This window comes from Olleya sp. Ti.3.14, from assembly GCF_038154885.1.
In the GTDB taxonomy this organism is placed as follows: Bacteria; Bacteroidota; Bacteroidia; order Flavobacteriales; family Flavobacteriaceae; genus Olleya.
Genome location: NZ_JBAKAO010000001.1, coordinates 390,401 through 406,358, shown reverse-complemented (window position 1 = coordinate 406,358; position 15,958 = coordinate 390,401). Strand labels below are relative to the sequence as shown.

Sequence of the window (15,958 nt, the reverse complement as noted above, 5' to 3'; positions counted from 1 at the left end):
AAAAAGATATAATGGATGACACGACCCTTGTGGTAACGCCCAAATATTACAAACAAGCGTTCCAAATAGGATCTTTAGGTAAAGGTGCTGTAATGTTTATATCGTCTTTAGAGACTGGATGAGTAAATTGTATGTTTCTTGCGTGTAAGCTTATGCTTGCGTCTTTGTTACTGCGATCAAATCCGTATTTTAAATCGCCTTTAATTGGAGAACCTATACTAGACAGTTGCGAGCGTATTTGATGATGACGTCCTGTTTCTAGATTAACTTCAAGTAAAAAATAGTTGTCTAGCTTTTTGATTATCTTGTAATGCAGGATTGCCTTTTTGCTATCTGGTACTTCTTTTATATAAGCTGTAGACTTGTTGTTTTTTGGATTTTTCTTTAACCAATGGATCAAAGTATCAGCATCTTTTTCTGGCCTATTTTTAACTAAAGCCCAATAGGTTTTAGAGATGTCCTTGGATACAAACAACTTATTTAATCTTGGCAAGGCTTTACTAGTTTTTGAAAATATAACTAAGCCTGTTGTTGGTCTATCTAGTCTATGGACAGTCCCTAAATACACATTGCCTGGTTTATTGTATTTTTGGGCAATGTAATTTTTAATAACGTCACTTAATGGTGTGTCTCCTGTTTTGTCACCTTGCACAAGGTCTCCAGCACGTTTATTAACGACAATAATGTGGTTGTCCTCATAAATAACTTGAAGGTTGTCTTTATTAGATAAAACTTTTGACATTAGGATATATAATAGTATTGCAAATTAGTCTTAATAGCTAAAAGTTATTAATACTGCTCGTTATCGTTAGGGAAGTCTCCACTTTTAACGTCTTCGCCATATTGAGCAATTGCTTGGCTCATTTCTTCATATAAATTCATGTAACGACGTAAAAAACGAGGGTTAAACTCATGCGTCATTCCTATCATATCATGTAAGACTAGTACTTGACCATCAACACCATTTCCGGCTCCAATACCTATTACTGGTATTGATACGCTTTGTGCAACCTCTTGAGCTAATTTTGCAGGAATTTTTTCTAATACAATAGCAAAACATCCAATGCGCTCTAACATAAGTGCATCTTCCTTTAGTTGGTCTGCTTCTTGTTCTTCTTTAGCTCTTACAGTGTAAGTTCCAAATTTATATATAGATTGAGGTGTTAAACCTAAATGTCCCATAACAGGTATTCCAGCATTAAGGATACGTTTAATAGAGTCTTTAATTTCTTTACCACCTTCCAATTTTACTGCGTGTCCACCAGACTCTTTCATGATTCTAATAGCACTTCTTAAAGCTTCTTTTGGATCACTTTGGTAACTACCAAACGGTAAATCTACTACAACTAAAGATCTGTCAATAGCACGTACTACAGAGGATGCGTGATATATCATTTGATCTAAAGTAATAGGCAATGTTGTTTCATGTCCAGCCATTACATTACTAGCAGAATCACCAACTAAAATAACGTCTGTACCTGCACCATCTACTATTTTAGCCATAGTATAGTCGTAGGCAGTTAGCATGGAGATTTTTTCTCCATTTTTTTTCATTTCTACTAATGATTTAACGGTAACGCGTTTATATTCTTTTTTTGCTACAGACATGTTTTGTTATTTATTATAGAATGTAAATGTACTAAATTAAAGGCTTATTCTAAATTTTAATTTATTTTGAAAGACTTATATTTAGCTAATAATTGTAATATTTTTTTTATGAAATTATTTAGTCTATTACTATTTATAATGTTTAGTAGTTTTTGTGTATCTCAAAATGATGAACAAGAAAAAGCAATTGAAACCATTACAACTTTTTTTGAAGGATTTCATAATCAGGATTCTGTAGTAATTAAAAGTGTTGTGTATAAAGCTGTTGTTATGCAATCAATAAGTGAAAATACTAATGGCAATTTGGAATTAATGACCTCTAATTTTTCTGATTTTATAAAACAGATTGTTGCTATTCCAGAAGACCAAACGTTTTCTGAAAAATTATTAAGCTATACTGTGCAAATTTATGGCAATATGGCAAATGTATGGACGCCTTATCAGTTTTGGTACAATGACAAACTTAGTCATTGTGGCGTAAACTCGTTTCAATTACTAAAAGTTAATCAAGAGTGGAAAATCTTTTATTTAGTAGATACTAGATCAAAATGCCAAGAATAAACGGTTAACAATCCGCCATATTAACACGTATAGCCAATCCACCTTCGCTAGTTTCTTTATATTTAGTGTTCATGTCTTTTGCAGTTTCCCACATGGTATCAACTACTTTATCTAAAGGTACTTTTACGTTTTTAGGATCGGTATCTAAAGCTAATTCGGCTGCATTAATAGCTTTAATTGCTCCCATACTATTGCGTTCTATACAAGGGATTTGTACTAATCCTCCAATAGGGTCGCAGGTTAATCCAAGATGATGTTCCATTGCAATCTCTGCTGCAATCATGACTTGTTCTGGGCTACCTCCAAGTAATTCGCATAAGGCTGCTGCAGCCATAGCGGAAGAGACACCAATTTCGGCTTGACATCCACCCATTGCAGCACTAATAGTGGCTCCTTTTTTAAAGATGCTACCAATCTCGCTAGCTACCAACAAGAATTTTTTAATGTCTTCAAAATCTGCATCATGGTTTTCTATAACCATATAATACATAAGTACTGCTGGTATAACGCCAGCACTTCCATTTGTAGGTGCAGTAACCACACGACCAAGAGAAGCATTTACTTCATTTACAGCCAAAGCAAAACAGCTTACCCATTTTAATATTTGTCTAAATTTAACTTCACTGTTTCTAATGCTTTCTAACCATTCTTGAGGTGTAGTGTATGGCATTTCAATGTTTAAACGCTTGTGTGTGTCAAAAGCACGACGTCGTACGTTTAATCCTCCAGGTAAGTTACCTTCGGTATGACAACCAATAAACATACACTCCAGCATGGTATCCCAAATGCGATGTAACTCGAAGTCAATCTCTTCATCGGTTCTAAGAGAGCGTTCGTTTTCTAAAACTATTTCGGAAATGCTTTTATTTTCATTTGTACAAAACGCTAGTAACTCTGTTGCTTTGTCAACAGGATACGGAAATTCTTTTTTTAATTCTTTATTTTCGGCATCGACCGTACGTTCTTCTTTTATAACAAAACCACCACCAATAGAGTAGAAGGTGGATGTGTGGATTTCGGTTTCCGCGAAAGCGGTAAACTTAATTCCATTTGCATGAAACGGTAAAAATGCTCTGTTAAAAATAATGTCTGATTTGGGAGTAAACGGAATAATACGCTCGTTATTTAAAACTAACTTTGAGGTATTATTAATGGATGCAATAATAATGTCAATAGTATCCGTTGGTATACGTTCTGGATCTGCACCACTTAAACCTAACATGACTGCTAAATCTGTAGCATGACCTTTACCAGTTAAAGATAAAGAACCATATAGGTCGATGGTTACCTTTTGGATACTGTCAAAAAGGTTAGCTTCTTTTAGTTCGTAAATCCATCGTTCTGCAGCTCTCCAAGGTCCTAAGGTATGAGAACTAGAAGGTCCTACACCAATCTTAAGCATGTCAAAAACCGAAATACACTCCATATCACTAAATCGTTTTAGTATTGAGCGACAAATATAGTTTTTTGTTGCAGATATAATAATTAAAACCATTTCAATTTTGATAGATTTCTGCCATCATGTCAGTCAACTTGTTATGGCATAATCATTGACTTATTGTCATCGTAACAATTACAATACAAAATTTAAAATTATATAAAATTATGAGTAAGATTATTGGAATCGATTTAGGAACAACAAACTCTTGCGTTTCTGTAATGGAAGGTAATGAAGCTGTTGTCATCCCAAACGCAGAAGGTAAACGTACGACACCTTCAGTTATCGCTTTTGTTGAAGGAGGCGAAATTAAAGTTGGTGATCCAGCAAAAAGACAAGCAGTAACTAACCCAACAAAAACAGTTTATTCTATTAAACGTTTTATGGGTAACAAATATTCTGAATCTAAAAACGAAGCAGAACGTGTACCATACAAAGTAGTTAAAGGAGATAATGACACACCACGTGTTGATATTGATGGTCGTTTATACACGCCTCAAGAATTATCTGCAATGATTCTTCAAAAAATGAAGAAAACTGCTGAAGATTATTTAGGTCAAGATGTAACTGAAGCAGTAATTACTGTACCAGCTTACTTTAATGACTCGCAAAGACAAGCAACTAAAGAAGCTGGTGAAATTGCAGGATTAAAAGTACGTCGTATCATTAACGAGCCAACAGCAGCAGCTTTAGCTTACGGAATGGACAAAAAAGGGACTGACCAAAAAATAGTAGTATTTGATTTTGGTGGAGGAACACATGATGTATCTATCCTAGAGTTAGGAGATGGTGTATTTGAAGTGTTATCTACAGATGGAGATACACACTTAGGTGGTGATGACGTTGATCAAAAAATTATTGATTGGTTAGCAGACGAGTTTAACAATGAAGAAGGAATGGATTTACGTAAAGATCCAATGTCTTTACAACGTGTTAAGGAAGCTGCAGAAAAAGCGAAGATTGAATTATCATCTTCAGAGCAAACAGAAATCAATTTACCATACATTACTGCTACAGCAAGTGGACCAAAACACTTAGTACGTACTTTAACACGTAGTAAATTTGAGCAATTAATTGACGATTTAGTAAAACGTACTATTGAGCCTTGTCAATCGGCTTTAAAAGCAGCAGGTTTATCAAAATCTGATATCGACGAAGTTATTTTAGTAGGTGGATCTACACGTATTCCAGCAGTACAAAAAGCAGTAGAAGCATTTTTTGGAAAAGCACCAAGTAAAGGTGTTAACCCAGATGAGGTTGTATCTTTAGGAGCAGGTATCCAAGGAGGAGTTTTAACTGGAGATGTTAAGGATGTATTACTTTTAGACGTAACGCCTTTATCATTAGGTATTGAGACTATGGGTAACGTATTTACTAAGTTAATTGAAGCAAATACAACAATCCCAACTAAAAAATCTCAGGTTTTCTCTACAGCAGCAGACAACCAACCATCAGTTGAGATTCACGTATTACAAGGTGAACGTGCTATGGCAGCAGATAATAAAACCATTGGACGTTTCCATTTAGATGGTCTTCCACCAGCACAAAGAGGTGTACCGCAAATTGAGGTAGCTTTTGATATTGATGCTAACGGAATCATTAAAGTTTCTGCTACAGATAAAGCTACTAATAAGACACAAGATATTCGTATTGAAGCGTCTTCTGGTTTAACTGAAGAAGAAATTAAGAAAATGAAAGCTGACGCTGAAGCAAATGCTGAAGCAGATGCAAAAGCAGCTGATAATGCTAAGAAATTAAACGAAGCAGATTCTATGATTTTCCAAACAGAAAATCAATTAAAAGAATTTGGTGATAAATTATCTGACGATAAAAAAGCACCAATCGAAGCAGCTTTAGCAGAATTAAAAACAGCTTACGAAAGCAAAGATATAGCAGTTATCGAGCCAGCGTTAGAAAAAATTAACGAAGCTTGGAAAGTAGCTAGTGAAGAAATGTACAAAGCACAAGCAGATGCTCAAGGTGGACAACCTGGACCAGATGCTAATGCAGGAGCAGATTCAACAGAAGGAAACGATGTTGAAGATGTAGATTTTGAAGAAGTAAAATAATTATAGATCTGATTAAGTATCAGAATCACATAATATTTAAAACGCAACCATTATTTTGGTTGCGTTTTTTTGTTTAAAAATTTTATTGTTTAGATTTGAAGAAACATAATTAGTTGCTAATCAATTTAAATATGAGAAAATTTTACACTTCTACCATCTTTTTTTTTGTATTAATTAACATCTATGCTCAACAACCCTTTATTACTACTTGGGAGGTTACAGATGGAAGTTTAGATATTGAAATTCCTGCATCAACTGATCCTGTATATAGCTATAACTATTCAGTGGATTTTGGAGATGGCACAATTTTAAGCACGAACAATATCTACAGTACCTCACATACATACGCACAAGCTGGTACTTATACGGTAAGTATTACAGGTAATTATTCTAAACCTAACTTTACTAGTGCATCCTATTTAAGTCAATTAAAAATAAAAAGCATTGAACAATGGGGAGATATACAATGGGAATCCATGGAAAATGCATTTAGAGGTTGCAGTAATTTAGTTATTAATGCTACTGATGCTCCAGATTTATCGCAAGTAACTAGTTTAAAATTTATGTTTGGTCAAGCAGCTAGTTTAAATCAATCTATTAATCATTGGGATGTTTCAACCATTACTAATATGGAAGACATGTTTCAAGGTGCTAGTTTATTTAATCAACCACTAAATAATTGGGATGTGTCTAATGTTACTAACATGAAAAGGATGTTTTTTTATGCTACTTCATTTAATCAACCAATTAATACTTGGGATGTTTCTAATGTTGAAGACATGTATGGAATGTTTTATCAGGCACACGCATTTAATCAACCATTAAATAATTGGAATGTGTCAAATATAACATCATTTAATCATATGTTTAGGTATGCAACATCCTTTAATCAAACATTAAATAATTGGGATGTTTCTTCTGTAGATGATTTTGGTTATATGTTTGATAATGCAATAACTTTTAATCAAGATTTAAGTAGTTGGAACACTAGTAGTGCTATTCATTTAGACGCTATGTTTTCATATGCTACTTCATTTAATCAGCCACTTGATAATTGGAATGTTTCTAATGTTGTTGACGTTTCAAATATGTTTTCAAATGCATCTGTCTTTAATCAACCTTTAAGTAATTGGAATACATTTGCTATACAAGAATTTCAAGGTATGTTTAAAGGAGCTACTGCTTTTAATCAATCTATAAATACTTGGGATCTATCTAGTGCAGTTTATATATATCATATGTTTTTAAATGCATCGTCATTTAATCAACCACTAGATAATTGGAATACGGCATCAGTTGAAGATTTTTATGGTATGTTTTATGGGGCTTCAGCATTTAATCAATCACTAGGTAATTGGGATTTTTCTAATGTAACTGATATCGACTATTTTGTAGCCAATAGTGGTTTAGATGTTCAGAATTATGATGTATTATTACAAAAACTATCCGTTTATTCAATACAAAATAAGCCATTTGATTCCACAGGTCTAGAATATTGTAATTTTACTGATAGAGATTATTTAATTAATAATTTAGGATGGACTATATTAGGTGATAATATGTCTACAAATTGTAACAATATTTCGGGTACTGTTTTATATGACCAAGATGTTAATGGTTGTGATTCAGGAGACGTTTTAACAAATGAATTTATTGTAAATGCGATTAATTCTGTAGGATCTTATTCAGGAGTATTACAAAATGGTAATTATAATTTTGCTGTTGTTGGTAGTGCTTATGATGTATCATTATTAAATTTGCCAGAATATTTCTCAGCCTCTCCACAATCTACTACTGTAACTTTTGATACATCATCAACAGAGCAAATTGATTTTTGTTTAACTTCTAATCAAACCGTTGAGGATTTAAATATCACCCTTTTACCTATTACTAATGCTCGTCCTGGTTTTGAGGCTAGTTATAAACTGGTAGTAAAAAATATAGGGACACAAACAGTAAATAATATAAATGCAAGTTTAAATTTTGACGATACTAAACAATCTTTTGTTTCTTCATTACCTGAACAAAATGCAGTATCATTAAATAGTTTGGATTTTTTAATAACTAGTTTAATGCCTTTTCAAAAGCAAGAAATAAATATTATCATGGAAACCTTTTCGCCACCTACAGTAAATGATGGCGACGTTATAAATTTTACTGCAACTGTATTACCTAATATCACAGATTATACACCTAGTGATAATATTTTTAATTTAGAACAAATAGCTGTAAATGCTTTTGACCCAAATGATAAAAGAGTTTTACAAGGAAATACAATTACTATAGATCAAGTAGACGAGTATTTAGATTATATTATTAGATTTCAAAATACTGGCTCTGCAAATGCGACTTTTGTAAGAATTGAAGACAAACTAGATGTTGAGTTAGATTGGTCAACCTTTGAAGTGATAAGTTCAAGTCATACATATGATGTAAAGATAACGAATGGTAGTGAAGTTGAATTTTTATTTAGTAACATTAACTTGCCTTATCAAGGTATTGATGATGCAGGTAGTAATGGTTTTATAGTATATAAGATTAAACCAAAATCAACTATAGCTATAGGTGATTTTATAAGTGGTGAAGCAGATATTTATTTTGATTATAACTTACCAGTTGCTACAAATACTGTAACCACCGAAGTTGTAAATAATTTAGGCATTAAAGAGTATTTAAATGGTAATTTAATAATGGTTTTCCCTAATCCAACCACTCACGGAATACATATTAAGACAGAGGATTCTGTAATTCTAAAATCTGTTAAATTATATAATGTCCAAGGACGTTTATTAATAAATAGAAATATAACAACTGATTTTTTAAATACTGAAAAATTATCTCCTGGAATGTATTTGCTAACTTTTGAAACTAATATGGGTCAAGTAATTAAGAAAATACTTATAAAGTAATTTTACGGTTTTTTGTGTTCATAATTGAAGCAAAAAAAAACTATGCATGCATAATAAATTTATTGTTATATTTGTTTAAATAACATTATGATTATGCAAACTAAATTAACTCAACTTTTAAATATACAATACCCAATAATTCAAGCACCAATGTTTTTGGTGTCTAATGTTGCTATGGTCACAGAAGCTATGAAAGCTGGTATTGCAGGATGTATTCCTGCACTTAATTATCGTACTTTAGATCAATTAAGAGAAGCAATACATGAGTTAAAAGCAAATAAAGTAGAAGGAGGATCCTTTGGATTTAACCTGATAGTGAATAAATCTAATATTAAGTATAAAGAACAACTTAGAGTATTATGTGAAGAAGGTTGCGATTTTATTATAACGTCTTTAGGGAGTCCAGAAGAAACCATTAATCAAGCTCACAAAGCAGGTATTAAAGTGTTTTGTGATGTGACAGACCTACGTTTTGCTAAAAAAGTAGAACAATTAGGTGCAGATGCTGCAATTGCAGTTAATAATGAAGCAGGAGGACACAGAGGTAATTTATCACCACAGGAATTAACTAATCAACTAAGTAAAGCTTTAAATATACCAGTTATTTCAGCTGGAGGAGTAGGATGTAAAGCAGATATTGATAAAATGTTAAGTTATGGAGCAGAAGGCGTATCTGTAGGAAGTCCATTTATAGCATCTGTTGAAGCTGGTGTTACAGATGAGTATAAGCAAGCATGTGTGGATTATGGCGAAAAAGATATTATCATGACAGAGCGTATCTCTGGGACACCATGTACCGTAATTAATACACCATATGTTCAAAAAATTGGTACTAAACAAACGTGGCTAGAACGTGTATTAAATAAAAATAAAAAATTGAAAAAATGGGTTAAAATGATTCGTTTTTCAATAGGTATGAAAGCAACTGAAAATGCAGCCAAAAAAGCAACTTACAAAACCGTTTGGGTAGCTGGTCCAAGTATTGAGCACACAAAAGCTATCTTGCCTATAAAGGACATTGTTGCTAACTTAATAGCTTAAATTAAATAATGATAATTGAGCCCAAAACTATAAGAAAGTTTTTGCAGGTCACTCTAGCAACTATTATTTTATTAGGTGCAGCTCTTTTTATTTCAATTATATACGAATCTAGACAAGACATTTCTGATGATTCTAGATTTTCAAAGCTTTTAAATACACCAATCCAAGTTAAAAGTATTAGCACATTACGATGGAATAAAAATAATATTCGCTTTAAACAGTATAGTCTAAATCAAAACGAAGATTCAAACCTTGACTTAGAAGACGTAAAGTCCGTTAAAAAATATCAAATAGGTGATACAATATATTTTTGTGCAGCAAAATCTTATAAGAGTCTGCATGTCGGAGAAAACTTTTATTTAATAGGTAAAGACACTTTAAATAATGGCGAAATTATAGAGTTTGAATATTTTACAGCTTCAGACTATTCCCCAGAAATTTGGGAAACGGAACAGGAATTTTTAAAAAGGGTTGCTAATTGATTTTAACTAAAAATCATTTTAAAATGCTACAAACTTATAATTTAACTTAATTTTTATAATTCTAGTTTCAAAAATTTAAAGACTTGTTTTACCTTTAGTATTTTACTTATTAACTTAAAGAAGGACTAAATTGATAAAAAAAGTTATTTACTTTATAATTGTGATGCTTATAATTTTTATAGGTCTTTTGTATTGGTCTACGTCATCTACAAACCAAACATTTAAAACCTCTCAGTTAGTTAATATTAATAATGTTAATATTATAGATTTTCATAATTTAGATTCTGTATTAGTAGCTGCAAGCGCTTTATATAAAGCAGATGAGATTAAAAAACTTTTTCAAGGAGAGCAATATCGCGCTGCTTGGGCAACACCAATTAAAGCTCCTGTATTATTTTTAGACACTTTATTTGGAGGTGTTACAATTACTAAAGAAGGTGGTGGTAAACAAACCCACTCTTTAAAACTAGAAACTAAAAATGGTATAGAATTAACGCTTAGAGGTGTTAATAAAGATCCAAAACAACTTATTCCAGATCTAGCAAAAACACTAGGTTTAGAAAATATTATAGTGGATGGTATTTCGGCACAACATCCATATAGTGCTATATTGGCTGCTGAGCTAGCTAATAAAGTAGCTATAATTAACACCAAACCTAAAGTGGTATTTCTTCCAAAGCAAAGACTATTGGGAGAGTATAATAACAAATATGGGAATAGATTATTTTTATTAGAGTACGAAACAGAAAGTAAAACCAATTGGACAAACTTAACCAACGTGTCTAAAATCGTTGACACCAAAAAACTACAAGAATTAAAATTAAGTAACACCAATATTGTATTTATTGATAAGCCTGCACTTATTAGAGCAAGATTATTTGATTTATTAATTGGCGATTGGGATAGGCATACTAAACAATGGGGTTGGGCTTTGCAGCAAACAGATCAAACTTACACAGCTATTCCAATTGCAGGAGATAGGGACAATGCTTTTATTAATTTAGAGGGAATTATACCTTCTATTTTGTCTAATGAAAACTTAGTTAAAGAGTTGCGTCCATTTGATAACGAAATAGATTTTATGCCAGGATTGGTTTATCCATTTGATCAATATTTTTTATTAAATACAGAAGAAAACTTATTTATTCAAGAAGCAAAGCAACTGCAATTACTTCTTAATGATGAAGCTTTGCTGCAAGCTTTAAAAGTTTGGCCAACTCAATTTTCTAAAATTGATGGCGAGGAGATCATTAGTAAAATAAAATCAAGACGAGATAGTTTAGTGTCCTATGCTAAATTATTTAAAACGACCATAGATAATAAAGGTTTGGTAACACAGCGTCTTAAAGGTTCTGAAGATTTAAGTCTTCCAGAACAACTTCAAGCTTGTTTTGAGTGTTATACTACAGATTAAAATCTTATAAAAGTATTAGATTTAATCGTAGGCCATTCGCTTTTTAAAATACCGTAACAGCATGTACTTCGTCTAAAACCATCAGACATTACAGTGTCTTGACGTAAAATGCCTTCAAGTGATGCTCCTAATTTTTCGACCGCTTTTCTAGATTTTTTATTACGCTCATCAATTCTAAATTCTACTTTGTCAAATTTCAAAGTTTCAAAAGCGTATTGTAACATTAAAAACTTCATATGATTATTTAAGCCTGTTCCTTGAAAATCATGTCCTATCCATGTCCAACCTATATGTAAAACCTTGTTTTTATGATTAATTAAACCAAAACGAGTACTGCCAGCAAAGGCTTGAAGTTGTTTATCATAAACAATAAAAGGTAATATTGTATTATTATAAAAACCATCTACAGCTGTTTGAACATAATCTCTTAAAGTCTCAGGAGTAGAAATGGTATTAGGCGAATAATAAATCAAATCAGTTTCTTTAGAAATAGTAATTAATTGTTTATAATTACTTAAGTCTAAAGGTATTAGTTTTACACGATTGTTTTCAAGAGTTGGAGCTGTCATTTTAGCGCTATGTTTTGTATTTTTACATTAAAATTAAAGATACATGAAGTATTCTAAAGCACAAGTGTTAGCAATAGCAAATAAATCAAGCAAAAACACTTTAATGGAAACCTTAGAGATAGAAGTTGTGGATTATGGCGAGGATTTTTTAGTATCCAGAATGCCAGTGACACCACGTGTACATCAACCAGATGGTGTGTTGCATGGTGGCGCAACAGCAGCTTTAGCAGAAAGCGTTGGTAGTTTTGCTTCGCATATATTTTTAGATTCAGAAAATTTAATGATTAGAGGTTTGGAGATTACAGCCAACCATTTAAAAAGTATTAGCTCAGGCTATGTTTACGCTAAGGCTACTTTTTTACATAAAGGACGTACAACGCAATTACTAGATATTAGAGTAACGGATGATGATGATAACCTTATTTCGTTATGCAAATTGTCAACCATTTCTTTACCTAAAAAGAAGTAAGTTATGACGTCTTCAGATTTTTTTGAACAGCTTGCTCAGCAGTTTACAAATCAGCTTCCTTTTGTAGCGTATAAAAAGCCCAATCAATTAGCAGTAAAAGCAATGCTTCAGGATAGCAATCAGCTTCATTTTACGACAAATTTTGAGGCTAGCGGTTTTGTGTTTTCACCTTTTAAAAATGAAGATAATACGGTATTATTTCCTTTCGATAAAAGCGAAGTAATAGATTGTTTGTTTGATAGTAAACCGGATCAGTCTAAAAGCCAATTAAGTAGCACGATAAATGTTTCAGCGAAAGCGAAACATATCCAAATAGTAGAGAAAGCTATTTCCGAAATTGAAGATGGTAGTTTTAAAAAAGTAGTGATATCTCGAGTTGAAACCGAAACTTTTCCTGAAGACAATACGCTTTTACTATTTAAAAAACTGTTAGCGACTTATAAAACAGCAATGGTGTATTGTTGGTATCATCCAAAAGTAGGACTGTGGCTAGGTGCAACGCCTGAAACGTTGTTAAAAGTAGAAGGCAACCGCTTTTTAACCATGTCTCTTGCGGGTACGCAACAATACAAAAACACAGTTGATGTCCAGTGGCAGTCCAAGGAGCAAGAAGAACAGCAATTAGTTACGGATTTTATAGTAGGTAGTTTAGAGGCATCAGTTAGTAGTATTAATTTGGGCACTACAGAGACTATCAAAGCAGGAAATTTATTGCATTTGCAAACTAAGATTTCTGGACTATTAAAGCCCGAAAATGGATTGCAGTCTGTTATTGCTAAATTACATCCAACACCTGCAGTTTGCGGTTTACCTAAAGAAAACGCTAAACAGTTTATATTAAAAAAAGAAGGCTATAATCGTGAATATTATACCGGTTTTTTAGGCGAAATAAATATTAAACAAGCCAAAACAAGAAATACCAATCGTAGAAACGTAGAGAATAACGCTTACGGATCCGTAAAAACAATATCGCATTTGTTTGTTAATTTAAGATGTCTGCAAATTAAGGATAACCAAGCATTACTCTATGTTGGTGGCGGAATTACAAAAGATTCTATACCTGAAAACGAATGGGAAGAAACCGTGGCAAAATCTAAGACTGTTAAAAACCTCTTATAATGGTTTTATTTAGGATTTGGGTTTCGTATTTTTGTTAAACACATGAAACACCCAAAAATACCTTTAGCGCAAACGGTAATTCAGCTTTGTAAAGCCAAGAATATCCAACACATTGTACTGTCTCCAGGAAGCAGAAATGCGCCATTAACCATTGGATTTACTCACGATCCTTTTTTTAAATGTTATAGTATTGTGGACGAGCGTTGCGCAGCTTTTTTCGCATTAGGTATCGCACAACAAATAAAGCATCCTGTAGCAGTTGTTTGTACTTCCGGTAGTGCGTTGTTAAATTATTATCCAGCAGTGTCAGAAGCGTATTATAGCCATGTTCCGTTAGTGGTTTTAAGTGCAGATAGACCTAAGTACTTGGTCGGAATAGGAGATGGACAGACTATAAATCAAGAAAACGTTTTTAAAAATCACATACAATACTCGGCTAATTTAAAGCAAGATTTAAATCCTGAAAAAGAAAACGCTTTCGCGGAAGACTTGCCAATAATGAAGAGTATTGAGAATAAAATCGAACGCTTTTTGGGTCTACAACAAGGTATCCAACAGCATAACGAAACCGAAATTAATAAAGCCTTTAATATTGCCATAACCACTCAAGGTCCTGTACATGTTAATATTCCGTTTGATGAGCCTTTATATCAAATGGTGGATGCACTTACGGTAACTCCAGAAATAGTGCCCGTACCAAAACCTAATATAGGTAGTGAAGATTATAACGCTTTCGCTGAAATTTGGAATAACTCCAAAAAGAAGTTAGTATTAGTAGGTGTTTTAGCTCCAAACAGCGTAGAGCAGCACTTTATTGATGTTTTAGCAGAAGATGAAAGTGTATTGATATTAACCGAAAGCACGTCTAACTTACATCACGATAATATTTGTCCAAGTATTGATAAATTAATTGGTGCGCTTTCTGAACAAGAGTTACAAGGCTTACAACCAGAAATACTATTAACCTTTGGAGGTTTAATAGTATCAAAAAAAATAAAGAAATTTTTAAGAACCCATAAGCCAAAACAACATTGGCATGTAGCAGAAAATGGGGCAAATGACACCTTTTTTGTGCTAAATAAGGTGTTTAAGCAATCAATAAACTCGTTTTTCCAATCTTTTATACCATTAACTAAAGCTTTAAAAAGTGATTATAATCCATTTTGGAAAAACCAAATGGATATTAGAAGAGAAAAGCATTTGCAATACATGGGGTTGATACCATTTTCTGACTTTAAAGCATTTGATGTGTTACTAAAAAGTATACCAAATCATACGCAATTACAAGTTGGTAATAGTTCTGCTATTAGATATACACAGCTTTTTGATATTAATCCAACGTTGGACGTTTTTTGTAATCGAGGCACTAGCGGAATTGATGGAAGTACTAGTACCGCAATTGGAGCATCAATAACAAGAGATAATCCAACCGTCTTTATAACTGGAGATTTAAGCTTTTTTTACGATAGTAATGCGTTGTGGAATAACTACATACCTAAAAACTTTAGGATTATAGTTATTAATAACGAAGGAGGAGGGATTTTTAGAATCCTACCAGGACATAAAAATACAGATAACTTTGATTATTTTTTCGAAACCAAACATCATTTAACTGCTAAGCATTTATGTGACATGTATGGTTTTGAATATGCTACAGCATCTTCAGAAAATGAATTCGTAGTCGCTTTGTCTGATTTTTATGACACTTCAATAACACCTAAATTATTAGAAGTATTTACACCTTCAAGAGATAATGATGCTATACTATTAGATTATTTTAAGTTTGTAAAATAATTTCAACGAAAAAATTGGGCGTTTATCGTAATTGTAATATTATTTTTTTTCGCTTAAAAAGAGATATAAAAAAATTGTACCTTTAAGAAGCTAAAAATATTAATCTAAATTTAAAATTATGAGTAAACGTGATGAATTAATCGCAAAGTATGCAACAGACCTAAAAGATAAGTGTGGTGTAACTGCAGATATGGATTTTTTAACTAAAGTAACTATAGGTTGTGGTCCATCAATATATAACAAAGATTCTGCAACTGTTTCTGGTTCTGATGCATCAGAATTAGCGACTGTAAAAAACAATTTTTTAATTAAAAAATTGGGCTTAGCAGATAGCGAAGATTTAGATAAGGCAATTGATTCTGTAATGGAAACTTACGGAAGATCAAATAAAAATAAGTACAGAGCAGTGGTTTACTATTTATTGGCTAAACATTTCAAAAAAGAGTCTGTTTACAAATAGAATTAAAAAAAACACATAAAAAAAG

At 32.4% G+C, this 15,958-nt stretch carries 14 protein-coding genes; 10 read left to right on the top strand and 4 right to left on the bottom strand.

The window, feature by feature from the left end:
* Nucleotides 1-46: 46 nt before the first annotated feature.
* Both V6251_RS01890 and panB read right to left on the bottom strand, forming a co-directional pair.
* On the bottom strand, nucleotides 47-742 hold the full coding sequence (locus V6251_RS01890; RefSeq protein ID WP_341586795.1) for an RluA family pseudouridine synthase: 696 nt from the start codon (nucleotides 740-742) through the stop codon (nucleotides 47-49).
* Nucleotides 743-789: 47 nt separating this feature from the next.
* A complete protein-coding gene (panB, locus tag V6251_RS01885) occupies nucleotides 790-1,608 on the bottom strand; it encodes a 3-methyl-2-oxobutanoate hydroxymethyltransferase (RefSeq protein ID WP_145001868.1) in 819 nt (272 codons plus the stop codon).
* A 108-nt stretch (nucleotides 1,609-1,716) separates the two neighbouring features.
* Here panB and V6251_RS01880 point away from each other — a divergent pair, with 108 nt between their 5' ends.
* Entirely contained in the window at nucleotides 1,717-2,169 is a 453-nt protein-coding gene (locus V6251_RS01880; RefSeq protein ID WP_341586792.1) for a nuclear transport factor 2 family protein, read from the top strand.
* A gap of 4 nt (nucleotides 2,170-2,173) precedes the next feature.
* Here V6251_RS01880 and V6251_RS01875 read toward each other — a convergent pair whose 3' ends face one another.
* Nucleotides 2,174-3,595 carry an L-serine ammonia-lyase gene (locus tag V6251_RS01875; protein WP_341587163.1) on the bottom strand — a complete coding sequence of 474 codons (1,422 nt, stop codon included), beginning with the start codon at nucleotides 3,593-3,595 and terminating at the stop codon, nucleotides 2,174-2,176.
* Nucleotides 3,596-3,774: 179 nt separating this feature from the next.
* Here V6251_RS01875 and dnaK point away from each other — a divergent pair, with 179 nt between their 5' ends.
* The 5 genes from dnaK (at nucleotide 3,775) to V6251_RS01850 (ending at nucleotide 11,522) form a co-directional block, all read left to right on the top strand.
* A complete protein-coding gene (gene dnaK, locus V6251_RS01870; protein WP_341586791.1) occupies nucleotides 3,775-5,676 on the top strand; it encodes a molecular chaperone DnaK in 1,902 nt (633 codons plus the stop codon).
* A gap of 131 nt (nucleotides 5,677-5,807) precedes the next feature.
* Entirely contained in the window at nucleotides 5,808-8,585 is a 2,778-nt protein-coding gene (locus tag V6251_RS01865) for a BspA family leucine-rich repeat surface protein (RefSeq protein WP_341586789.1), read from the top strand.
* 93 nt (nucleotides 8,586-8,678) lie between these two features.
* Nucleotides 8,679-9,626: an NAD(P)H-dependent flavin oxidoreductase gene (locus tag V6251_RS01860; RefSeq protein ID WP_341586787.1), complete on the top strand. Its 948-nt coding sequence runs from the start codon at nucleotides 8,679-8,681 to the stop codon at nucleotides 9,624-9,626.
* An 8-nt stretch (nucleotides 9,627-9,634) separates the two neighbouring features.
* Nucleotides 9,635-10,108, top strand: coding sequence for a hypothetical protein (locus V6251_RS01855; protein ID WP_341586785.1), 474 nt, complete (start codon nucleotides 9,635-9,637; stop codon nucleotides 10,106-10,108).
* A gap of 163 nt (nucleotides 10,109-10,271) precedes the next feature.
* Nucleotides 10,272-11,522: a hypothetical protein gene (locus V6251_RS01850; protein ID WP_341586783.1), complete on the top strand. Its 1,251-nt coding sequence runs from the start codon at nucleotides 10,272-10,274 to the stop codon at nucleotides 11,520-11,522.
* On the opposite strand, the gene V6251_RS01845 is transcribed toward V6251_RS01850, so the two are convergent.
* The gene (locus V6251_RS01845; RefSeq protein ID WP_341586782.1) at nucleotides 11,519-12,091 is read right to left on the bottom strand and encodes a GNAT family N-acetyltransferase; all 573 of its coding nucleotides are present in this window, start codon (nucleotides 12,089-12,091) and stop codon (nucleotides 11,519-11,521) included. The genes V6251_RS01850 and V6251_RS01845 overlap by 4 nt on opposite strands.
* 43 nt (nucleotides 12,092-12,134) lie before the next feature.
* On the opposite strand from V6251_RS01845, the gene V6251_RS01840 reads away from it, so the two are divergent.
* The 4 genes from V6251_RS01840 (at nucleotide 12,135) to V6251_RS01825 (ending at nucleotide 15,933) form a co-directional block, all read left to right on the top strand.
* Nucleotides 12,135-12,560 carry a PaaI family thioesterase gene (locus V6251_RS01840; protein WP_341586780.1) on the top strand — a complete coding sequence of 142 codons (426 nt, stop codon included), beginning with the start codon at nucleotides 12,135-12,137 and terminating at the stop codon, nucleotides 12,558-12,560.
* A gap of 3 nt (nucleotides 12,561-12,563) precedes the next feature.
* The gene (locus V6251_RS01835; RefSeq protein ID WP_341586778.1) at nucleotides 12,564-13,679 is read left to right on the top strand and encodes a chorismate-binding protein; all 1,116 of its coding nucleotides are present in this window, start codon (nucleotides 12,564-12,566) and stop codon (nucleotides 13,677-13,679) included.
* A gap of 42 nt (nucleotides 13,680-13,721) precedes the next feature.
* On the top strand, nucleotides 13,722-15,473 hold the full coding sequence (gene menD, locus V6251_RS01830) for a 2-succinyl-5-enolpyruvyl-6-hydroxy-3-cyclohexene-1-carboxylic-acid synthase (RefSeq protein WP_341586776.1): 1,752 nt from the start codon (nucleotides 13,722-13,724) through the stop codon (nucleotides 15,471-15,473).
* A gap of 118 nt (nucleotides 15,474-15,591) precedes the next feature.
* Nucleotides 15,592-15,933: a DUF2853 family protein gene (locus V6251_RS01825; RefSeq protein WP_028281981.1), complete on the top strand. Its 342-nt coding sequence runs from the start codon at nucleotides 15,592-15,594 to the stop codon at nucleotides 15,931-15,933.
* Nucleotides 15,934-15,958 lie beyond the last annotated feature (25 nt).